Below are 20478 nucleotides of genomic sequence, written 5' to 3' on the forward strand. Positions count from 1 at the left end.
TTCTCCTGCCTATAAACTTCTGTTATCGGCGACCTATATGCATGCTTGCCGATTGTTCTTGTCGTGGAGAGAGTAAAAAAATGAGCGAACGCCTGGAAGACATTGCAGCAAAGATGGTAGCGGGTGGCCGTGGGCTTCTTGCCGCCGACGAATCGACCGGTACGATTGGAAAGCGGTTCGATACGATCGGCTTGGAATCCACTGAGACGAGCCGGCGCGATTACCGCGAAATGCTCTTCCGCTCCGAAGAGGCGATGAAGAAGTTCATCTCGGGCGTGATCCTCTATGAAGAGACGCTCTATCAGAAGGCGGCCGACGGCACGCCCTTCGTCGACATCATCAAGGCTGCAGACAGCGTTCCCGGCATCAAGGTCGATACCGGCGCCAAGCCGATGGCGAAATATCCGGGCGAGACAATTACGGAGGGCCTCGACGGCCTCGCCGACCGCCTTGCCAGATATTACGAAGCCGGAGCCCGCTTCGCCAAGTGGCGCGGCGTGATCGCGATCTCTTCTTCGCTGCCGACCTGGGGTTCGATGAAAGCAAACGCTCATGCGCTTGCCCGCTATGCCGTGCTGTGCCAGCAAGCCGGTATCGTGCCGATCGTCGAGCCGGAATGCCTGATGGACGGCAAGCCGGGCGACCACAATATCGAGCGCTGCGCCGAAGTCACCGAATGGACGCTGCGTACCGTCTTCGAAGAACTTGCCGATGCGCGCGTCAGCCTGGAAGGCATGATCTTGAAGCCAAACATGGTCATTGACGGCAAGAACGCCCGCAAGGCATCCGTCGCAGAAGTCGCCGAACGCACCGTCCAGGTACTGAAGCGCACGGTTCCGTCCGCAGTTCCCGGAATTGCCTTCCTTTCCGGCGGTCAGTCGACGGAAGAAGCGACAGCTCACCTTTCGGCGATCAATTCGGGATTCGAATTGCCCTGGAAGGTCACCTTCTCCTATGGCCGGGCGCTGCAGGATACGGCACTGAAGGCATGGGGCGGAAAACAGGAAAACGTCGCCGCCGGCCAGCGCGCCTTCAGCCACCGGGCCGAAATGAACAGCCTTGCCGCCAAGGGCAGCTGGAACCAGGAACTCGAAAAGGCGGCCTAGCCGCACCTTAACGCCTTTGCCGACGGGTCCTCCTGCCTCTTGCTTTCAGGGGACCCGGAGCGCCCCGTCCATGCGGGGAAAGGCTGAAAATGAAATCATGAAAAGTGCCATTCACGGCGCAGAGGCGCCGTGACTTCATTCCTGAGCCAGACACGGGAATTAAGGAGGGGAGCAAGCTTGCCAAGCTCAAGTCTTGCATTGTCACGGCGACAAGATTGCCCTTTCGTCTTCGAAACACGTCACTCATTATCGCGGCTTCCAAAGCATCGGAGCCGCAATGACTGTCCTTTCTTATTCGACCGTCGACGTTTTCACCTCTTCCCGCTTTGAAGGAAATCCGCTTGCGGTCGTTACCGGTGCGGAGCATCTCAGCTCACAGACGATGCAGAAGATCGCAGCGGAGTTCAAATATTCCGAAACCACCTTCGTCCTGCCGCCCACCGATCCCGTCAATACGGCGAATGTGCGAATCTTCACGCCGACGATGGAAGTGCCTTTTGCGGGCCATCCGAATGTCGGCACGGCTTATGTTCTCGGCCAGCAGCAGGAGATCTTCGGCAGGCCGATCGGCGACACACTGCGTTTCGAAGAAAAAGCCGGCCTGGTTGAGGTGGCGCTTCGGCGCAGTGAAGGTCGAGTAACTGGTGCGACGATCCGTGCGCCTCGACCGTTGGATATCGGGGCCGGGGTCTGCGAACAAACCATTGCGCGCTGCATCGGCATCGACGTCCGCGCAATCGTCAAGTCGACCCACCAACCGGTTTTCGTCTCCGTCGGCCTTACCTTTGCGGTCGGAGAACTCGACGGCCTGGCTTCGCTTGGAGCTGGCCGACCGAATCTCACGCACTTCCAGGAGGCCGCCGGGGCGAACGCTGAAGGCAATCACGATTTCTCGCTCTTCGTCTATGTCCGTTCGCCGGACGAGCCCTGGACAATCCGCGCGCGCATGTTCGCGCCGTTAGACAACGTTGCCGAAGATCCGGCGACCGGCAGCGCTTCGGCGGCACTCTCCGCCTATCTCGTCTCACTCGCACCGGAGCAAACCATGATCCGGCGTGTGGTGATCGAGCAAGGGGTCGAGATGGGCCGGCGCAGCATCATCGAAGTCGATGTCGTCAAGCAGGATGGCGTCGTGACGGACGTCACGATTTCCGGCAATTGCGTGCCGGTCATGCGCGGTGAGATCACCGTCTAGGCGATCAGGTCGCGGCCAAGAAGCGCGACTGCCCAAACGGCAAAGGCAATCAGGGCGATCTTCCAGAAGTCCATCCGTTGCCGCAAACCGGGCAGCCCCAGCGGCTTGATGATCTGTATAACCATGGCCAGGACGAGCAACAGCGCAAGGAGCTTTGTCATGGCATTATTTTTCCAATATTTCAGAATGTCACAGGACGGACATTATTCCGCGCGAACACAGCACTTCTTCATGCCGTAACGGCATTCCGAGCCATAATCAACACCATTGGGACAGGACGGGCAGCGTCTTGCCTTATGACTTTTCAAATCGAACTTGCCGAGAATGGGGAAATGAGAAGAAATCTGCTGTCCGTCGCCGCGCTGCTTTTCGGAACGCTTTTCCTCTTCATGGGCAATGGCCTGCAGGGCATCCTGCTTCCCGTCCGCGGCAACCTCGAAGGCTATGCCACGACCACGCTCGGCCTGCTGGGCACGTCCTGGGCGGCGGGCTTTGTCGTCGGCTGCCTCGTCGCCCCCAAGTTGGTGCGGCGCGTCGGTCATGTGCGCGCCTTCTCCGGCTTCATCTCGATCATCGCCATCATCGCCCTTGTGAGCGGCATCATCATTGATCCGATCTGGTGGATTGCGCTGCGCGCCGTCACGGGCTTTTCGACCGCCGGCACCTCGATGATCATCGAAAGCTGGCTGAACGAGCGCGCCACCAACGAAAGCCGCGGTGCAATTTTCTCGCTCTATATCGGCATCACGCTTCTGGGTGTCGTCGGCGGCCAGATGATGATCCCGCTCGAAGATGTGCGAACGCCGTTGCTCTTCATGGTCTGCGGCATTTTCTACTGCATCGCCATGCTGCCCACGACGCTCTCGACCGCAGCCTCGCCGCAGCCGCTGAAGACGGTGAAGCTCGACCTGCCTGCGCTCTACCGCAATTCGCCCGTTTCCTGCCTCGGCATCCTGATGGTCGGCATCGCCAACGGTGCCTACGGCACGCTCGGCGCGGTTTTCGGGGCAGGCGCTGGACTTTCCGACGCCAGCATCGCGATCATGATGAGCGCCACCATTTTCGCCGGTGCGCTGATGCAGCTTCCAGCCGGCCGCCTTTCCGATCGTATCGATCGCCGCTATGTTCTGGCGGCCATGTCGGCAATTGCGGCGGTCGCCGGCCTCCTGATCGTGGTGCTGCATCCCTCCTCGCCCGCGCTGCTGATCGGCCTTGTCGTCCTCTACGGAGCAGTTGCCAACACGCTCTATCCGATCGCCGTAGCGCATGCGAACGACTACGCCTCCGCCGAGGATTTCGTAAAGGTTTCCGGCGGGCTGCTGCTGCTCTACGGTATCGGCACGGTGATCGGACCAACGATCGGCGGCCCGGTGATGGCGATGACGAGCCCGCACGCGCTCTTCCTCGTCACGGCACTGTCGCATGTCTTCATCACCGCTTATGCAATGATCCGCAGCCGCATTCGCGCCGCAGTCCCGGCAAGCGAACGCGACACTTACACGACGATGCCGACCGGCACCTCGCAGATGCTGACGCCCGAAAGCATGTCGCTTGTCGAGCCGATGTCGAACAAGCCTCCCGAAAGCGACGATCCTGCTGTAAAATACGGTTGAGAACCGGACGGAGGATTGCTCATGAGCTTCATTGACGACGACCTGCCTAAGAAGAAGGCGGCTTACGAAATCGGAACCGATCTCTCCATGCTTTCCCTGGATGAGCTGAAGGAACGTGTCGAACAGCTGAAGGCGGAGATTGCCCGCATAGAGGCCGAAGTTGCAAGGAAGGCTTCGGGCCGCGCCGCAGCCGAGGGCCTTTTTCGCTCCTAGCGTCTGATCAAGGGCTGCAGGCAAGCGAAAACGCTGCCGCAAGTCTTAATACGATACAATGTTAATAGAATATTAAGCTTTATGAGATATTACTGTTCTTATCCAGATTTCGTCTGGATCTCAGACAGTTTTCCATGCGGCGAATTGGTCTGATTTTTCTCCCTGTTTTACCTTGAGAGCCGCTTTTGCGGCTCTTCTTTTTGCGCCAGCGCCGATTTCCCACGAAACTGTGGAAGTTAACCTTTTCTTAAGAAACGCCTTGCGCAATTGAGCTAAAGATATCATCCTAAAGACATGAAGACAGGCCTCTGAAACTTTTGTTTCAGGCTGGCGTTACCTGAACATATGTAGACGCGTGCAACAGGAACCATTTGAATGTCGGAACTCGGTTTGAACACCATCAGTTTTGCGGGCCGCGTTGCCGCATCCTCGCAGTTCAAGACGCTGTACGGGGAAGGCATGTCGCTGGTCGAGGAAACTGCCGCCTATCTGGATGGCAACGGCCGCGCCGCATCCAAGGTCCTGCCGCGCATGGCCTCCGTTCTCTATGCTGCCGAATCGATGCGCCTTACGACCCGCCTGATGCAGATGGCGTCCTGGCTGCTGCTGCAGCGTGCCGTCAACAACGGCGAGATGTCGCGAGACCAGGTTCTCGCCGAAAAGAACAAGGTCCGCCTCGACGGGTTCAACGTGGACCGCAATGCTCCGGGCTGGACTGATCTGCCGGAAGCCTTCCGCGATCTCGTCGAACGCTCGCTGCGCCTCCAGAACCGGGTTGCCCTTCTCGATCGTGAAATCTATCGCCCGAATGAAGCGCCGATCGTTCCGGACAATCAGAACAGCGTCCAGGCACAGCTGAGCCTGCTGCAAACGGCTTTCGGCAACAACTGAGAGCTTGCACAGGCCAAAGACAAAACCGGCTGCGTCACTCGCGGCCGGTTTTTTTTGTGACATGCTCAATGGAATAGCGACATCCAGCAAAACGCGATGCCCGCAGATGCCGTAGCAAAGAACCGGAAGACAACGGAGAGCCGTTTCGATAATCCCGGGGCCCGCATCGCGGCGATTGGTTGCTGCTTTCCCAGAGAGGATCGTGAACTGCAGCTTGAATGCCTTAGCACGCGATCAGTCTTGCTCAAGCATTAAAAAAGCCCGGAAAACCGGGCTCTTTTCAAATTCGCTACCGCAGAAGCGATTAGAGGCCGAGGCCACCGAAGCGCTTGTTGAACTTGGACACGCGGCCGCCGCGGTCCATGAGCTGCTGGTTGCCGCCGGTCCAAGCCGGGTGGGACTTGGAATCGATTTCGAGGTTCATGACAGCGCCTTCCGAACCCCAGGTCGAGCGGGTTTCGTATTCGGTGCCGTCGGTCATCACTACCTTGATGACGTGGTAGTCGGGATGGATATCAGCCTTCATAACAATCTTCCTGCGATGCCAGGGTCCAATTTGACGCAAGTCATTGCGGCAAGAGAACCGATTGAATAAATGAAGCCGCAGTCGCTAAGGCTACGGCTTCCCATTCGGATGCGGTGCCTATACATGAAGGCTGCCCCGATAACAAGGGCCTACAAGCTGCTGATCAGCGGTATTGGGGCGATTGGAGATGATTTGGCAAACGCAGTGCAGACAGCCGAAAAGAAGTCGCGTTCCTTAAAGCCGCTCGCAAGGCTGGCACCCTATGTGAAGCGTTACCGCGGCATCGTCGCATGCGCGCTGGTTTCGCTTACCGTTGCCGCCGTGACATCGCTCACGCTCCCGCTTGCCGTTCGCCGCATGATCGATCATGGCTTCACCCGGGCTGACGGCACCTTCATCAACAGCTACTTTGCCATGTTGTTGGTCATCTCCGTAATACTCGCGGCCGCAAGCGCCTTTCGCTACTATTTCGTCATCACCCTCGGCGAACGCATCGTCTCGGATCTGCGCCGGGATGTCTTTGCGCATGTCACACGGCTTTCTCCCTCCTTCTTCGATGTCAACCAGTCGGGCGAGATCATGTCGCGCCTGACGGCCGATACCACGCAGATCAAATCGGCTGTCGGTGCCACGGCCTCGGTGGCGCTTCGCAACCTGATCCTCTGTCTCGGCGCGATGGTCATGATGATCGTGACGTCGCCAAAGCTTTCAAGTCTTGTGCTCGGCGCAATCCCGCTGATCGTCTTCCCGCTCGTCGGCTTCGGGCGTTCCGTGCGCAAGCGCTCCCGTGCCGCGCAGGATACGCTCGCCGAAGCTTCCGCTTTCGCCAACGAGACGATTGCTGCCACGCGCACCGTCCAGGCCTTCAACGGCGAGGATGCGGCCGCAAGCCGCTACGGCTCTGCCGTCGAATCCGCCTATGAGGCAGCACGTTCGGCCATCCGCTCGCGCGCGCTTTTGACAGGCATTGCAATCACCTTGATCTTCGGCAGTGTCGTTGCCGTGCTTTGGGTTGGGGCGCACAATGTTCTGACGGGAACGCTGTCGGCCGGCACGCTCGGGCAGTTCCTGCTCTATTCGGTCATCGCCGCCGGCTCTCTCGGCGCTTTGTCGGAAGTCTGGGGAGAACTGTCGCAGGCTGCAGGCGCCGCCGACCGGCTGAGCGAGCTGCTGGACGAAGTTCCGACGATCGCAGCACCGGAAAAACCGGAGAGGCTACCGGTTCCGGCCCGTGGACGCGTCGAATTCTCGAACGTGCACTTCGCCTATCCCTCACGCCCCGCAAAGTCGGCGCTGCATGGCCTGAGCTTCAATGTGACGGCGGGTGAAACCGTCGCCATCGTCGGCCCGTCAGGCGCCGGCAAGAGCACGGTCTTTTCCCTGCTGCTCCGTTTCTACGATCCCCAGCAGGGCAGCGTCTGCATCGATGGTGTCGACGCGCGCGAAGTAACGCCCGGCGAACTGCGCGAACGCATGGCGATCGTGCCCCAGGACGTGACCATCTTTGCCGCTTCGATCCACGACAACATCGCCTTCAGCCGCCCCGGTGCGACGCGCGAGGCGGTGCGCGCCGCAGCGATTGCCGCCCAGGCCGATGAATTCATCGCAAGGTTGGACAAGGGCTACGACACCGAGGTCGGCGAGCGCGGGATCACGCTTTCCGGCGGCCAGCGCCAGCGTATCGCCATCGCCCGCGCGATCCTGAAGAACGCCCCGACCCTTCTGCTCGACGAAGCGACGTCAGCCCTTGATGCGGAAAGTGAAACACTGGTGCAGAAGGCGCTCGACGGCCTGATGCACGGCCGCACGACGCTCGTCATCGCCCATCGCCTTGCGACCGTCCTGAAAGCCGATCGCATCCTCGTCATGGATCAGGGCCGCATCGTCGAGGAAGGCACGCATCAAAGCCTGATCCGCCACGGCGGCATCTATGCCAAGCTGGCGAAGCTGCAGTTCGATGCAGGCGCGGAAGAGTTTCTGGCTACCGCTAAATAGGTGTTACCCCCGAGGAAACGCGTAGACATCCACGGGCTCGTCCAGGCCGCGCAGCGGATAGGATCCGAGGCTTTCCAGATCGTTTTCGCACCCTGCCATTTCGACGAAGGCCTTGGACAGCAGCACAGGACGCTTAATGTCCTTGGTCAGGGTCTCCAGCCGCGATGCAATGTTGACGGCCGGACCGATGACGGTGAAGTCGAGCCGCTTGCGCGAACCGATATTGCCGTACATGACATCCCCCACATGCACGCCGACGCCATAGCGCAGCTCCACATGTCCCCTCTGCGCGTTGAAGCGATTGAGCTCGGTCATTGCCGCTTGCGCTTCCTTGATCGACCGCAGGAGATTGCGGCAGGCATCCGGATTGGTCAGTGGAAATATGGCCAGCAGGCCGTCGCCCATGAATTTCAGGATTTCGCCGCCGTGCTTTTCGATTGGCTCCGACATGGCATCAAAATAGGCGTTGAGCAGTTCGATGACATCGTCGCGCGGCCACAAGTCGGAGATCGTCGTGAAGTCGCGCAAGTCGCAGATGAGGATCGCGGCGCCGACCGTTGCGCCGCTGCCGCGGGTCGTGGCGCCTGCAAGAATCTGCTCGCTGGCATGCGGCCCGACATAGGTCTGCAGCAAGGTGCGGGCCAGAATGTTCTTGATCCGGATCTCGGTGACAAGCGTGAGCGCCGGCAAAAGATCCTTTAGGAAGCTCAGATGGTCTTCCTCAAAGCCGCCCGGCCTGTCGCTTGAGAAGGTAATAACGTGACGTTTTCCGAGTGTGTGCTCCATGGGCCAGGCCACATAGTCCGTCAGCCCCTCGCCCTGCAACTCGCCATAGAGCGGATAGGAAGCGACTTCTTTCTCGAGATTCTGCCGCACTTCTTGGCCGCCGCTGAAGATCTCGTTCATCGGGCTGTTCAAAAATTGCGACGTTGTCTCGACGCCATAGCCGAAGGTGGTGATGTTTGCTTCCTGCAAGCCTGGACGCCAGAGGATGCGCGCGCCGAGCCATTGAGGATGCAGCGTCCGGAAATGCATCGTCGCGCGGGCGACGGGGACGCCCGAAGCTCGCAGCCGCTCGCACATCTCCACGAGTATATTGTCGATGAACCGCTGGTTGCGCGTTTCATTGATCAGCCAGTCGAGGATCTTGTGCCGGCGCACCGGCCAAAGACCGTCCTCCTCGTCCTCAACTGCCGGAAATGGGTTGGATACCGGCTGCATGTCAAACTCCACGATCTCGTCCCGCCAAGCATACACGTTCAAATGCGTCTTTCGCATAGATGGTTATCGGAGGACGGATTGTAATATCAATAGTCGCATAGTTTGCCTCAGCGACTAAAGTTGCATTTCCATGCAGCCGCTTTCGGTTGCTTTTATCCGCCTCCGCCCTACCCTTCCTTTGCCCGATTTGATGCAGTCGGGCGGCATCATCGCTGAATTCCGGGAGGAGAATCGAATGGCACTTTTCAATATGACCCGCCGCATGGCACTCGGCCTCGGCGTGCTTGCGGCCTTGAGCGCCGGAGCCGCGCAGGCCGAAGGGTTTCCGGAGCGCGCAGTTACGCTAGTCGTTCCCTTTGCCGCCGGCGGATCGACCGATGTCGTGGCGCGCATCATCGCCGAGAAGATGTCGGAAGACCTTGGTCAGCAGGTGATCGTTCAGAATGTTGCCGGTGCAGGCGGCAATCTGGGGGCGGGCAACGTTGCGCGCGCAGAACCGGACGGCTACACGATCCTGATGGGAACGGTCGCGACGCACGCGCTGAACCCGCTGATCCTTAAATCCACGCCTTACGATCCGCAAAAGGATTTCGCGCCGGTTTCACTGCTTGTCATCGTGCCGAACGTGCTCGTCGTCAATCCGGAGCTGCCTGCAAAGAACGTACAGGAACTGATCGCGCTTTTGAAGGCCGAGCCGGACAAATGGAGCTATGCTTCCTCCGGCAACGGCACGCCGCTTCATCTCTCCGGCGAATTGTTCAACTCGATGGCCGGGGTCAAGATGCAGCACATCCCGTACAAGGGTGCAGGCCCGGCGCTGACCGATCTGCTGGGCAATCAGGTGTCGATCATGTTCGATAACCTGCCGTCGTCGTCCAGCCACATTAAATCCGGCAAGCTGCGAGCGCTGGCGGTCACGACGGAAAAGCGCGCTCCATCCTTCCCCGATATTCCGACCATCGCTGAGTCCGGCGTTCCAGGTTACGAGACCTATACCTGGAACGCTCTCTTCGCGCCGGCCAATACACCCGCGGATGTTGTGGCAAAGCTCAACACCTCCGCCAACAAGGCTATGAAGGACCCGGCCGTCGCCGAGCGCATGAAAGACTTCAGCGCCACGATCGTCGGCTCCACGCCGGAGGAACTCGGCGCACATGTAAAGGCGGAACTGGCCAAATGGGGACCCATCGTCAAGGGTGCGAATATCCAGATGGAATAGGTTCAACTTTTGCACTAGATTGTCTCCCGTTAGCGAGGCAACTTCCTGATAATTGGGAGATAATCGATGTATAAATTTGAAGTGTATAAGGACAAGGCTGGCGAATTCCGTTTCCGCTTCAAGGCTTCGAACGGCGAATCGATGTTCAGCTCGGAGGGCTACAAGGCCAAGGCATCCGCGCTGAGCGCCATTGAATCCATCAAGAAGAATTCGCCAGGCGCAACGGTCGACGACCAGACCGCGGCCACGGCTTAATCAGAATGGCGGCGCTCCAAAGGCGCCGCCTCACACGGCCCTTTCCGCCAGCTTCCCCGAAAAGATGCAACCGCCGAGAAGGTCCTTCAAGCGCTTTGTAGCCGTGCATGCCGCCTCCGCCGGACCCGGCGACTGACCGGCGGCATAAAGAGCCGGCACTGCATCACCGTTCATACGGATCACCGGCAGATCGGTCTGCAGGCCGCCCAGCGACTTTTGCGAAAGGATATGCAGCCGCACGGCGATCAGGGGCCTGGGTTGGGATCCATTAGCCGGTGCGGCTTTGCCGTCCCCAGCAGCTTGTCGCCAATGTGAGTTCGTGTGCCGCCAATGGCAGTGTGCATCCTTGGAACAGGCGTCGTCGATTTCCCGATCGCGCGCCGCGATCTTCCCGCGCCGATGCGCAGTGTCGGGCCGGTTTTCCCCGATCAGCGCAATTGATGCGTTCGATGCGTTCTTCCAGCGGTCATGCGAGCGATGAAATCTTCCCCTTGTCCAATAGGCTTGCACCGGCCCGGGCGGGTTCTGCTGCGAATTCCGTCCCGAACGCCTCGGCTGCATCCATCGGCATAAGTTCGCATGCCTAAACCGCAGGACTTGCCATCACGATTTCATTGATGACAGCGGATGGTGGCGGAGCCTTCGGTTTCTGCAGGCGTCTGCTTGTCCTACTATTTTTCGGTCAGCTTGAGCTCGATGCGGCGGTTGGTGGCGCGCGCTTCCGGCGTGTCGCCGGGCGCGATCGGCTGGAATTCGCCAAACCCTGCTGCAACGAGGCGGTCGGAAGGCACGCCCTGCGAAATCAGGTATTTGACAACGGAGATGGCACGCGCCGAGGAAAGCTCCCAGTTGTCGCGAAAGCGGCCGGCCCCCGAAAGCGCCACACTGTCGGTATGGCCGTCGACCCGTAGCACCCAGTTGATTTCCGGCGGTATTTCCCTCGAAAGATCAAGCAGCGCAGCGGCAAGTTTCGTCATCTCCGTCGTGCCTTCAATGTTTAGATCGGAACTGCCGGACGGGAAAAGAACCTCTGACTGGAAGACGAAACGGTCGCCGACGATGCGGATATTTTCGCGGTCCGACAGGATCTCGCGCAGGCGGCCGAAGAAGTCGGAGCGGTAGCGATTGAGTTCTTGAACCCGCTGCGCCAGCGCGACGTTCAGCCGCCGGCCCAGATCGGCGATCTTCGCCTGCGAGCTCTGGTCCTTCTGCTCCGATGCCTGAAGTGCCGCCTCGACGGCCGCGATCTGGCTGCGCAGGGCCGCAATCTGCTGGTTGAGAATTTCGACCTGGCTGAGCGCCCGGTCGCTGAGCTGCTTCTGTTCGTCGAGTTCTTTCGTCAGCCCGCCTATGCGCTGTTGTGCCGCATCCTTTCCGCCGGAACCGGCATCGAGCAATGCCTGCAGCCTCGAGCGGTCACCTTCAGCAGTCGCCAGAGAAGCCTGCAGGTTGGCAACGGAATCCTCGAGATCCTGCTTGCTGCCCTTCTCAAGCGCGAGCAGCTGCGTCAGTTCGTTGATCTGGCTGTTGAGGCGGGTCAGCACTTCGTCGCGGCCGGAAATCTCGCGGCTCAGAATGAACTGGCCGACGACGAAGACCGTCAGCAGGAACATGATGGCGATCAAAAGCGTCGACAGTGCGTCGACGAAACCTGGCCAGTAGTTCATTTCGCCGTGGCGGCGGCGGTTTCTGGCGAGCGCCATGGCTTACTTGCCCTCGCTCTTTTCGGTCTGGCTGGCGCGGTGGCTTCTGTCGAGGCCACTTTGCTTTTCCTGCGCGCCGATGCGTTCGGCCAGCCGATCGAGCGTGCGGCGCATGGCCTTTGCCTCGTCCTGCTGCGCTTCGATCCAGTCGCGCAGCATCTGCTGCTCGTTGCGCATGTTCTTGACGAGCCCCTGAATGCCTTCGGCAAGACTTGCCATGGCGGCAACCGAGCGCTGGCTGCCTGCTCCGCCTTCTTCGGCAACCTTCTTCAGATAGTCCGACATCGCGCGAAGGTCCTCCGAAGACGTACCCGGGTCGAGCGCCGGAACGGCAATATCCGACCCGACATCGGTCACCGAGGAAAGCCAGTTTTCGAGTTCGGTGTAGAAGCGGTTCTGCGCCCGGCCGGCCTGAAGATCGAGGAAGCCGAGAATGAGCGAACCGGAAAGGCCAAGCAGCGACGACGAGAAGGCCTGACCCATACCCGACAGCGGCAAGGACAGACCTTCCTTGAGCGTGGTCAGCACGTCGCCGGTGCCGTTCGAGCCCGCATCCAGCGACTGGATGACACCGCTGATCGAGCCGATCGTGCCGATGAGACCCCAGAAGGTACCGAGAAGACCGAGGAAGACGAGAAGGCCGATGAGATAGCGCGACGTATCACGCGATTCATCGAGGCGGGTCGCAATCGAATCCAGAATGGAGCGCAGCGCCGTCGTCGAAAGCGTCGCCGTTGACTTACGGTTACCGATCAGCGCCCGCATCGGTGCAAGCAGTCTCGGATTGCGGTTTACCTTGTCTGCACTGCCGGCTGCGCGGAAGGAATTGAACCAGCGCACTTCCGGACGAAGCGCCAGCACATGGCTGAAGACCAGGATGATGCCGACCGCAAGCACGCCGACGATGAGGCCGTTGAGCCCCGGATTGTGCATGAACGCTGTCTGCGTCTGCCGGAAAAGGATGGAAGCGATGAAGCCGACGATGACCAGGAACAGGAGCATCGTCCAGAGGAACGGCATCGGGCTGGAAAGTTTATAGACATAGTTGCTGCTCGGTTTTTCGGTCGAGCCGAATTCCGCCGCATTCACATTTTCCATGGTTGCGCAGCCCTCCGGATTGCTTGCAGCCGAAGACTAGATCAACATTGTGCCGAATTGAAGTGCGCGGGCAGAGAAAAGCGTGTCTTTACAACAGTCGGTTTGCGACCTTTTCTCACTTCGCAGGGATGGGGCGCTTGATGGTCTCCAACAGCGCCTTGTGAATATATTCGTTGCCGGCGACGATCGCGCCGCCATCGAGGATATCCGAGCCGCCGTTCCAATCGGTCGCATAGCCGCCGGCTTCGCGGATAAGCAGGATGCCGGCTGCCATGTCCCATGGCGACAATGCCATTTCCCAAAAGCCGTCGAAGCGGCCAGCGGCAACATAAGCGAGATCGAGCGAGGCAGCGCCCATGCGGCGGATGCCGGCCACTTCGCCCATCACATGACGAAGCTCGACGAGGAACTTGCCGTGATTGCCACGGCCGAGATGGGGCACGCCGCAGCCGATGACGCAATCCGAAAGAACGCGGCGCGCACCGACGCGCAGCCTGCGGTCGTTCAAGAAGGCGCCGCCGCCGCGCTCGGCGGTATAGAGCTCGTCCATCGCCGGATTGAAGACGACGCCCGCAACGATTTCGCCATTGCGCTCAAGCGCGATCGACACGGCGAATGTCGGAATGCCGTGCAGGAAGTTGGTCGTACCGTCGAGCGGATCGACGATCCAGCGGTGCGCGCCGTCCGTGCCCTTGATCTCTTCGCTCTCCTCGCCAAGGAACCCATAAGTCGGGCGCGCCTTCAAGAGCTCGTCCCTGACGATCTTTTCAGCCTTCCGGTCAGCATTGGATACGAAATCGCCCGGCCCCTTCACCGAAACCTGGAGGTTCTGTACTTCCCCGAAATCACGCCCCAGCGACTTTCCCGCCTTTACGGCAGCCTGAACCATGACATTGAGGAGAGCAGAACGGGCCATTGGGGCATTTTCCTTGGAACTGGTACGGGGTGCGCTGTCAGGGCGGGAAAGGTCCCTGATCGCCGGAAAGGGCAGCGCTCTTAGTTAGATGGCGGCCTCAAGACCACAAAATCAGGCAAATTTCAAGGGGAGAGCGTTGCGGAGGCTGAAAGAGGTCGCCGGCACCATAAGGCTTCGCACGCCCTGCACCAAACGTCAGGGCAAGCGGCGGAACCTGTTCGCCCGGTCGATCGCCTGCTTTTGCTGAGTGTCCTCGATGCCAAGGTAGAAATCCTCAAGCTCAGGATCGGGTAGGCCTGCCCGGCGCGAGAGCACGTACCATTTCGCCGCTTCGACGGGGTCAGGCTTGGTGCCGAGCGCACCGATATAAAGATGTGCGAGCTTGTTCTGCGCCGCGACGTTGCCGCGATTGGCGGCAAGCTTCATCCACTGAAAGCCCTTCACGAAGTCGCGCGGTCCGTTTGTGCCATTGACGAGCCAGACGCCGAGATCGAGCTGAGCGGTGTCGTAACCGGCGCGCGCTGCGCGGGCGAGCCATTCGCGCGCCAGCTTCTTTTTCTGCTTCGGCAAATCGGCAAGCACGGAATAGATTTGCGCCACGGCATATTGGGCGTCGGCAATACCCTGCTGGGCGGATTTCTCATAGTAGGGAAGCGCGAGCTTCAGTCCTTCGGGGCCGGGATGATCGGTCGTCAGCAACTGCCCCCAGTTGAATTGCGCCGAAGGATTGCCGCCGTCGGCTGCCCGGCGCATGTAATCGTCCGCCTTCGCCTTGTCGCGCGGCACGAGCTCTCCGGCCATCAGGATCAGCGAATATTTGAACATCGCCGCCGCATCGCCGCCTTCGGCCGCCTTGCCGTACCAGAACGCAGCACTCTTCAGATCGCGGCGAACGCCGAGCCCGGCATACTGCATTTCGGCAATGAGCGTCTGTGCTGCCGGATCTCCAAGCTGGGCTCGCGGTAGCGCCAGCTGCATTGCCGTCAGGTAGTAACCGCGCTGATAGGCGCCGTAAGCCGTATCGATAGGCCCTTTGTAATCCTTCTCCGGCGGCAGGTCGGGCAGCTTGGCGCCCATGCGGTCCAAGACGCCGAGACCGGTAGAGGGCTGTGCTCCTTCCGCCGGCCGGTTGGTCTTGAACGGTTCGGCCTTTGAACCAAGCGGACGTGTCACGACGTTGTCGACGGTCTGGGCCGAAGCGCCACACGGCAAAACGGCCGCGAAGACGGCGGCAGACAGGACAAATCGGCGCAAACGGGCGGAGAGGATCGGCATGGCCGCGATATCAATCCTCAAACCGTGGCGCTTTTTCGTCAAGAAGCGCGTTGACCTGCGCGACAACCGACGGGGCAAGACCCGGCTCGCCAAACACCGCCAGGCGCAATGCCACGAACTCGGCACCGGACTCGGCGACGACAAGGGCAGATGCCGGGTCGGTCCCGCCCATGACGATGCAGGGAATTTCGATCATCGAGGCCCACCATTCGGCGAGCGCCACGTTCTTCGGATGCGCTTCGGGCTTGATATCGCCGTCGAGTTTGCCGAAGAAAATATAGTCCGGCCGCGCCTCGCCGATCTCCAAAGCCGTGTGGCGGTCGCTCGCTTTACCGCCGCCGATGATCAGCTTGCCGGCATGTTTGTCGATCGCCTCGGCGATTTCGGCGGCTGAGCCCGTCAAATGCAAGCCGTCGGCCTTCGAGCGTCCGGCGATGCGGCTGTCGCCCGCAATCAGCGCCGCTGCCCCTGCATCTTGGATGATCGGAACCAGTTTCTCGGCATGTTTTTGAAACGCGCCGGTATCGAGTCCGTATTGCGGCACGATCACCGAGGCAACATCGCCGCCCTTGAGCGCGTCGGCGACAATCTTTGCCTGCTCGTCGGCATCAGCGATGTCCGGGACGATCAGGACAAGGCGGCAGCGGTTTTCCGGTCCGGTCATGAGCACTTTCCATTTTCAGCGGATTTCGCCAGCAGACGGCAAATCCACGCTCGTTTTGTGTGAGTAATTCCGTTAGACGGGGCTGGCAAGGGGAGGGCTTGAAAAGCATGCTGCCGGAACTGTCATTCTTTTATGCCGCGGTGCCTGCCGTGCTCCTCGTCGGTCTCGCCAAGGGCGGCATGGGCGACGCACTGGCCTTGATCGGCGTTCCTATTTTAGCCCTGGTTGTCTCGCCTGTCGAAGCGGCCGCCATCCTGCTGCCGATCCTGATCTTCATGGACATGATCTCGCTTGTCGTCTGGCGCAAGCACGGCGATTGGGCGACGCTGAAGATCATGTTGCCGGGCGCCCTCTTCGGCATCGCGGTCGGCTGGGCGACGTCGGCACTGGTGCCAGGCAATGTCTTGCGCGTGGTCATCGGCGCAGTCACCGTACTCTTCTGCGCCCGCTATTTCTGGAACAGTTTCGGCCCCGGTTCAGGAAAGGTCGTCCTGCCGCGCGGCCAGAGCCCCTTGCTGGCGAGCGCCTGGGGCACGCTTTCCGGCTATGGCAGTTTCGTCGCCCATGCCGGCGGCGCGCCGTTTCAGATCTACGCCCTGCCCTTGAAACTGCCGCCACGCGAATTCACCGGCACCAGCGTACGTTTTTTTGCAATCTTGAACGCGGTGAAACTCGTTCCCTATTTTGCGCTTGGCCAGCTTGATACCAAGAATCTCGTGACATCGGCGACATTGCTGCCTTTCGCGCCGCTTGCCACGATTGCTGGCGCCTGGTGCGTCAAGCGCATGAAGCCGGAGATCTTCTATCCGTTCATGTATGCAATGGCACTCATCGCAGCCCTTCTGATCATTCACGAAGGCCTTGGATTCTAAGTCATGACGCCGGCAAGTGCTGCTCGGTTGCGGCGCACAATTTCCTTGCCCGGACGCTGCCTTTGACGTAGCTTTCCGCCATGTCGACCACCGACCCTTTCGCCGCGATATCAGATCCGAACCGGCGGTTCTTGCTGGAGCAGTTGCGGCGCGCGCCGAAAACGGTCAACGAGCTCGCCGAAAGCCTGCCCATCAGCCGGCCGGCGGTCTCGCAGCACCTGAAGGCGTTGCTCGACAGCAACCTCGTGTCGGTGACCAGTGAAGGCACGAGGCGCATCTATGCGGTCAACAACCGTGGCTTCGACAGGCTCAATCTGTGGCTTGATCAATTCTGGGCGTGAAGCCTTTGTCCAATAGAAAATGCGCCAGCCCAACTCCGCACTGTTTGGGACTGGCGCATGATATTATCAAAAATCGCCGATCTTCACTAACCCGTTTGAAAGACTGGATTTTATCCTCTTATGCTGCAGGATCAGCGTGCCGGCAATCGGCATTATTGCTTAGTGAACGGATGATTTCAGACGTTGGATTTCGTCTTTGATGCGCAGCTTTCTGCGCTTGCAATCCGCAATGTCGGTGTCTTTTCTGGAGGGAGATGTCATCAGCGAATGCAACTCCTCCTCAAGAGCTACATGCTTTTTCTCGAGTGACTCAAGATGAGCTTGAACAGTCATTAGACCCTTCCTTCCTCTTGCCTTCCCCAGCCATCCATCGCTGGAGTTCTAGGCGTCAACTTTTGGAATGTGACATATTTTTACATCCTTGTCGAAGGCGAAAACGTGCTCAGTCCGTGGCAAATTCATGATCAACACCAACTAGCCGCTGCCGCTATTTGGTGATAGGAGCTTGCGGAAATCATCGCCAGGCCGGACAACGTCCGAAGACGATTATGGGGAGTACGAATGGCCGATCAGGAACAGGCGGAAATCAGGCTCATGGCGGCGCGATTGCGTCAGGAGCACGAGGATTACGACGCCGCGATCAACGCCATGATTGCCATGGGATGCGACGCGTTGCGCATCCAGCGCATGAAAAAGAAGAAGCTCGCCATCAAGGACAAGCTGACCAAGCTGGAAGACCAGATCATTCCGGATATCATCGCCTGAAAGGGTAATGCCGTTGACGCTGACAGACAGACCGCCCGTCGCCATCATCATGGGCAGCCAGTCCGACTGGGAGACCATGAAAAACGCCGCCGACACGCTCGAGACGTTGGAAATTCCTTATGAAGCGCGCATTATTTCGGCGCATCGAACGCCCGAGCGCATGGTGAATTTTGCCAAGACCGCACGCGACGAGGGCTTCAAGGTAATCATCGCCGGTGCGGGCGGCGCCGCCCACCTTCCCGGCATGACGGCGGCGCTGACGCCGCTTCCGGTCTTCGGCGTTCCCGTCCAGTCGAAGACGATGTCGGGCCAGGACAGCCTTCTTTCTATCGTCCAGATGCCAGGCGGCATCCCGGTCGGCACGCTTGCGATCGGCAAGGCAGGTGCAATCAACGCAGCGCTCCTGGCCGCTGCCGTTCTTGCGCTTTCGGACGAGGACATCGCCGAGCGTCTCGATGAATATCGCGAACGGCAAAGCGCCTCGATTGCCGATTATCCAATGGACAACCTATGACGGCAATGACGATCGGCATCATCGGCGGCGGCCAACTCGGGCGCATGCTTGCGATGGCAGCAGCACGGCTGAACTTCCGGACGATCATCCTGGAACCGCAGGCAGATTGTCCCGCCGCGCAGACAGCCAACCGCCAGATCGTTGCGGCCTATGACGATCCCGCCGCGCTTGCCGAACTGGCAAAGGCCTGTGACGTCGTAACCTACGAATTCGAGAATGTACCGGTTTCGGCAGCCGAGGCCCTGGCAAGGAATGTTCCCGTCTACCCCCCGCCCAAGGCATTGGAAGTGGCACAAGACCGTCTTGTCGAAAAGCGCTTCATCAATGAATGCGGCATCCCGACCGCGCGCTTTCACGCCGTCGATAGCCAAAGCGAGCTTGACAAGGCGTTAAAGGACTTCGGCGGCCAGGGCGTGCTCAAGACGCGTCGGCTTGGCTATGACGGCAAGGGCCAAAAGGTATTCCGTTCCGCCGCCGACAGCGCACAAGGCGCCTATGCCGCACTCGGCGGCGTGCCGCTGATTCTGGAGAGCTTCGTCGCCTTCGAGCGCGAGATTTCCGTCATCGCCGCCCGCGCAGCAAACGGCAGCGTCGTCGCCTATGATGCGGCGCAGAACGTACATCGCAACGGCATTTTGCACACCTCCACGGTACCCGCGTCGATCTCACAGGCGACAGCCACGGCTGCACACCAGGCGGCGGAAGCAATCCTCTCCTCGCTCGGCTATGTCGGCGTCATCGGCATCGAATTCTTCGTCCTTGCAGACGGCAGCCTGATCGCCAACGAGATGGCGCCGCGCGTCCACAATTCCGGCCACTGGACCGAGGCGGCTTGCGTTGTCTCGCAGTTCGAGCAGCACGTCCGTGCCGTCGGCGGGCTGCCGCTCGGCAGCGCGGAGCGTCATTCCGAATGCGTGATGCAGAACCTGATCGGTGACGATATCTTGAGCCTGCCGGAATGGCTGAAACGCCGCAATACCTTCGTCCACCTCTACGGCAAGACCGAATCCCGCCCCGGCCGGAAGATGGGGCATGTGACGGTACTGACGGGGAAAGCCTAGGTTTTGCCCGAGAAAACGCCTTCATGTGGTTGACACAGGCATGAGGCCGGGTTATCTGCACGCCCAACCTAAAGAGCGCGCGCAGACGCGCTTTTTGATTGTTTAAAAGATACGGGCGAATGTGAAATTCCCCCACAGAGATCGCGGATCAGAAAAATGAAGATCAAGAATTCGCTCAAGTCGCTCAAGGCTCGCCACCGGGACAATCGTCTGGTTCGCCGCAAGGGCCGCATCTACATCATCAACAAGCTGAACCCGCGCTACAAGGCTCGTCAGGGCTGATCTTGGCGTGAACCGGACTACGCCTGCGCGTTTTATGTGCTGCGGGCTTATCCGGTTGGGTCGCTTCGGTGATCACATCAAATTTTCTTTGATCTTCGGCGCTGGCGGGCTACATTGTCCGCCATGCGCTTTTTTGCTTTGACCTGCGCGGCGCTGCCGCTTGCCTTCGGTTTGCTTGCTCCTGCTTTTCCTGCTGCTGCAGCGGAGAAGGACGTTATTGTCGAGCAGCCGGATGCCAATGCCTCCCCGAAACAGCATCTCGACAATCTCTATGCCCAGCTCAAGCGCGAGCGCGATCCCGACAAGGCCAGCGGCATTGCGGAAGAAATCCGCCTCGAGTGGAACAATTCCGGCAGCGCCACGGTGAACTTGCTGATGCAGTGGGCCGACAAGGCGATCGAGGAAAAGCGCAATCCTGCAGCCCTTGATTTCCTCGATCAGGCAATCGCGCTGAAGCCCGACTACGCAGAAAGCTGGAACCGCCGCGCAACGCTGAACTATGCCATGGGCAATTACCGCAAGTCGATGTCCGACATCGAGCACGTGCTCGATCTCGAGCCGCGCCACTTCGGTGCACTCTCGGGATTGGCGACGATTCTCAACATGTCGGGCAATGATCAACTCACCTTGAAAGCCTGGGAGCGCTTCCTGGAGGTCTACCCCGCAAACCGAGCGGCGCAGCAGCAGGCGAATACTCTCTCCGAAAAACTCGCCGGCAGCCGGACTTGATCTTGACGGCGAACCGGCATGCGC

At 59.8% G+C, this 20478-nt stretch carries 25 protein-coding genes; 15 read left to right on the top strand and 10 right to left on the bottom strand.

Translation table 11 applies throughout. From position 1 onward, the window contains the following. Window positions 1-80: 80 nt before the first annotated feature. On the top strand, window positions 81-1106 hold the full coding sequence (locus AM571_RS16985; RefSeq protein WP_074062414.1) for a class I fructose-bisphosphate aldolase: 1026 nt from the start codon (window positions 81-83) through the stop codon (window positions 1104-1106). Between the two features lie 277 nt (window positions 1107-1383). Further along, complete coding sequence (locus tag AM571_RS16990; protein ID WP_074063312.1) at window positions 1384-2301, top strand: PhzF family phenazine biosynthesis protein; 918 nt, start codon at window positions 1384-1386, stop codon at window positions 2299-2301. On the opposite strand, the gene AM571_RS36965 is transcribed toward AM571_RS16990, so the two are convergent. After that, on the bottom strand, window positions 2298-2462 hold the full coding sequence (locus AM571_RS36965; protein ID WP_022715794.1) for a hypothetical protein: 165 nt from the start codon (window positions 2460-2462) through the stop codon (window positions 2298-2300). The genes AM571_RS16990 and AM571_RS36965 overlap by 4 nt on opposite strands. A gap of 171 nt (window positions 2463-2633) precedes the next feature. Between AM571_RS36965 and AM571_RS16995 the strand changes: the two genes are divergently transcribed. The 3 genes from AM571_RS16995 to AM571_RS17005 all read left to right on the top strand — a co-directional run bounded on the left by AM571_RS16995 (window position 2634) and on the right by AM571_RS17005 (window position 5018). Continuing rightward, complete coding sequence (locus AM571_RS16995; RefSeq protein ID WP_074063313.1) at window positions 2634-3914, top strand: MFS transporter; 1281 nt, start codon at window positions 2634-2636, stop codon at window positions 3912-3914. Window positions 3915-3935: 21 nt separating this feature from the next. Next, window positions 3936-4127 carry a DUF1192 domain-containing protein gene (locus AM571_RS17000; protein WP_074062415.1) on the top strand — a complete coding sequence of 64 codons (192 nt, stop codon included), beginning with the start codon at window positions 3936-3938 and terminating at the stop codon, window positions 4125-4127. A gap of 375 nt (window positions 4128-4502) precedes the next feature. Then, on the top strand, window positions 4503-5018 hold the full coding sequence (locus tag AM571_RS17005) for a DUF1465 family protein (RefSeq protein WP_074062416.1): 516 nt from the start codon (window positions 4503-4505) through the stop codon (window positions 5016-5018). A gap of 304 nt (window positions 5019-5322) precedes the next feature. On the opposite strand, the gene rpmE is transcribed toward AM571_RS17005, so the two are convergent. Then, complete coding sequence (gene rpmE / locus AM571_RS17010) at window positions 5323-5544, bottom strand: 50S ribosomal protein L31 (protein WP_027508080.1); 222 nt, start codon at window positions 5542-5544, stop codon at window positions 5323-5325. A 123-nt stretch (window positions 5545-5667) separates the two neighbouring features. Here rpmE and AM571_RS17015 point away from each other — a divergent pair, with 123 nt between their 5' ends. Next, window positions 5668-7539: an ABC transporter transmembrane domain-containing protein gene (locus AM571_RS17015; protein ID WP_081377116.1), complete on the top strand. Its 1872-nt coding sequence runs from the start codon at window positions 5668-5670 to the stop codon at window positions 7537-7539. A gap of 3 nt (window positions 7540-7542) precedes the next feature. Here the strand turns inward: AM571_RS17015 and AM571_RS17020 are convergent, their stop codons facing one another. Beyond that, window positions 7543-8760: an adenylate/guanylate cyclase domain-containing protein gene (locus tag AM571_RS17020; RefSeq protein ID WP_074063315.1), complete on the bottom strand. Its 1218-nt coding sequence runs from the start codon at window positions 8758-8760 to the stop codon at window positions 7543-7545. Window positions 8761-8995: 235 nt separating this feature from the next. On the opposite strand from AM571_RS17020, the gene AM571_RS17025 reads away from it, so the two are divergent. Both AM571_RS17025 and AM571_RS17030 read left to right on the top strand, forming a co-directional pair. Continuing rightward, a complete protein-coding gene (locus AM571_RS17025; RefSeq protein ID WP_074063316.1) occupies window positions 8996-9979 on the top strand; it encodes a Bug family tripartite tricarboxylate transporter substrate binding protein in 984 nt (327 codons plus the stop codon). A gap of 66 nt (window positions 9980-10045) precedes the next feature. Continuing rightward, window positions 10046-10234, top strand: a complete 189-nt coding sequence (locus tag AM571_RS17030) for a YegP family protein (protein ID WP_074062417.1) — start codon at window positions 10046-10048, stop codon at window positions 10232-10234. A 30-nt stretch (window positions 10235-10264) separates the two neighbouring features. Here AM571_RS17030 and AM571_RS38390 read toward each other — a convergent pair whose 3' ends face one another. The 6 genes from AM571_RS38390 to AM571_RS17060 form a co-directional block, all read right to left on the bottom strand. Then, entirely contained in the window at window positions 10265-10474 is a 210-nt protein-coding gene (locus AM571_RS38390; RefSeq protein ID WP_420493357.1) for a hypothetical protein, read from the bottom strand. 431 nt (window positions 10475-10905) lie between these two features. Next, complete coding sequence (locus tag AM571_RS17040; protein WP_074062419.1) at window positions 10906-11937, bottom strand: peptidoglycan -binding protein; 1032 nt, start codon at window positions 11935-11937, stop codon at window positions 10906-10908. 3 nt (window positions 11938-11940) lie between these two features. After that, complete coding sequence (locus AM571_RS17045; protein WP_074062420.1) at window positions 11941-13035, bottom strand: flagellar motor protein MotA; 1095 nt, start codon at window positions 13033-13035, stop codon at window positions 11941-11943. Window positions 13036-13150: 115 nt separating this feature from the next. After that, window positions 13151-13951: an inositol monophosphatase family protein gene (locus AM571_RS17050; RefSeq protein WP_074062421.1), complete on the bottom strand. Its 801-nt coding sequence runs from the start codon at window positions 13949-13951 to the stop codon at window positions 13151-13153. A 195-nt stretch (window positions 13952-14146) separates the two neighbouring features. Continuing rightward, window positions 14147-15226, bottom strand: coding sequence for a tetratricopeptide repeat protein (locus AM571_RS17055; protein WP_074062422.1), 1080 nt, complete (start codon window positions 15224-15226; stop codon window positions 14147-14149). Between the two features lie 10 nt (window positions 15227-15236). Beyond that, the gene (locus tag AM571_RS17060; RefSeq protein ID WP_074062423.1) at window positions 15237-15890 is read right to left on the bottom strand and encodes a thiamine phosphate synthase; all 654 of its coding nucleotides are present in this window, start codon (window positions 15888-15890) and stop codon (window positions 15237-15239) included. Window positions 15891-15997: 107 nt separating this feature from the next. Here AM571_RS17060 and AM571_RS17065 point away from each other — a divergent pair, with 107 nt between their 5' ends. Together AM571_RS17065 and AM571_RS17070 are read left to right on the top strand one after the other, a co-directional pair. Next, window positions 15998-16762 (top strand): sulfite exporter TauE/SafE family protein, encoded by a 765-nt coding sequence (locus AM571_RS17065; RefSeq protein ID WP_074062424.1) that lies wholly within the window; start codon window positions 15998-16000, stop codon window positions 16760-16762. Window positions 16763-16842: 80 nt separating this feature from the next. After that, on the top strand, window positions 16843-17103 hold the full coding sequence (locus tag AM571_RS17070) for an ArsR/SmtB family transcription factor (RefSeq protein WP_074062425.1): 261 nt from the start codon (window positions 16843-16845) through the stop codon (window positions 17101-17103). Between the two features lie 159 nt (window positions 17104-17262). Here the strand turns inward: AM571_RS17070 and AM571_RS17075 are convergent, their stop codons facing one another. Further along, window positions 17263-17436 carry a YdcH family protein gene (locus AM571_RS17075; protein WP_074062426.1) on the bottom strand — a complete coding sequence of 58 codons (174 nt, stop codon included), beginning with the start codon at window positions 17434-17436 and terminating at the stop codon, window positions 17263-17265. Between the two features lie 228 nt (window positions 17437-17664). Between AM571_RS17075 and AM571_RS17080 the strand changes: the two genes are divergently transcribed. From AM571_RS17080 to AM571_RS17100, 5 genes are all read left to right on the top strand, one after another. Then, complete coding sequence (locus AM571_RS17080) at window positions 17665-17868, top strand: YdcH family protein (protein ID WP_027508067.1); 204 nt, start codon at window positions 17665-17667, stop codon at window positions 17866-17868. Between the two features lie 19 nt (window positions 17869-17887). Then, a complete protein-coding gene (gene purE, locus AM571_RS17085) occupies window positions 17888-18382 on the top strand; it encodes a 5-(carboxyamino)imidazole ribonucleotide mutase (RefSeq protein ID WP_074063317.1) in 495 nt (164 codons plus the stop codon). Further along, the gene (locus AM571_RS17090; protein ID WP_074062427.1) at window positions 18379-19443 is read left to right on the top strand and encodes a 5-(carboxyamino)imidazole ribonucleotide synthase; all 1065 of its coding nucleotides are present in this window, start codon (window positions 18379-18381) and stop codon (window positions 19441-19443) included. The genes purE and AM571_RS17090 overlap by 4 nt, the downstream gene beginning before the upstream one ends. A 156-nt stretch (window positions 19444-19599) precedes the next feature. Further along, a complete protein-coding gene (ykgO, locus tag AM571_RS17095; RefSeq protein WP_003582204.1) occupies window positions 19600-19725 on the top strand; it encodes a type B 50S ribosomal protein L36 in 126 nt (41 codons plus the stop codon). A 114-nt stretch (window positions 19726-19839) separates the two neighbouring features. Next, window positions 19840-20454, top strand: coding sequence for a hypothetical protein (locus AM571_RS17100; RefSeq protein ID WP_074062428.1), 615 nt, complete (start codon window positions 19840-19842; stop codon window positions 20452-20454). Window positions 20455-20478: the final 24 nt, after the last annotated feature.

It is taken from the genome of Rhizobium etli 8C-3 (genome assembly GCF_001908375.1).
GTDB lineage: Bacteria > Pseudomonadota > Alphaproteobacteria > Rhizobiales > Rhizobiaceae > Rhizobium > Rhizobium etli_B.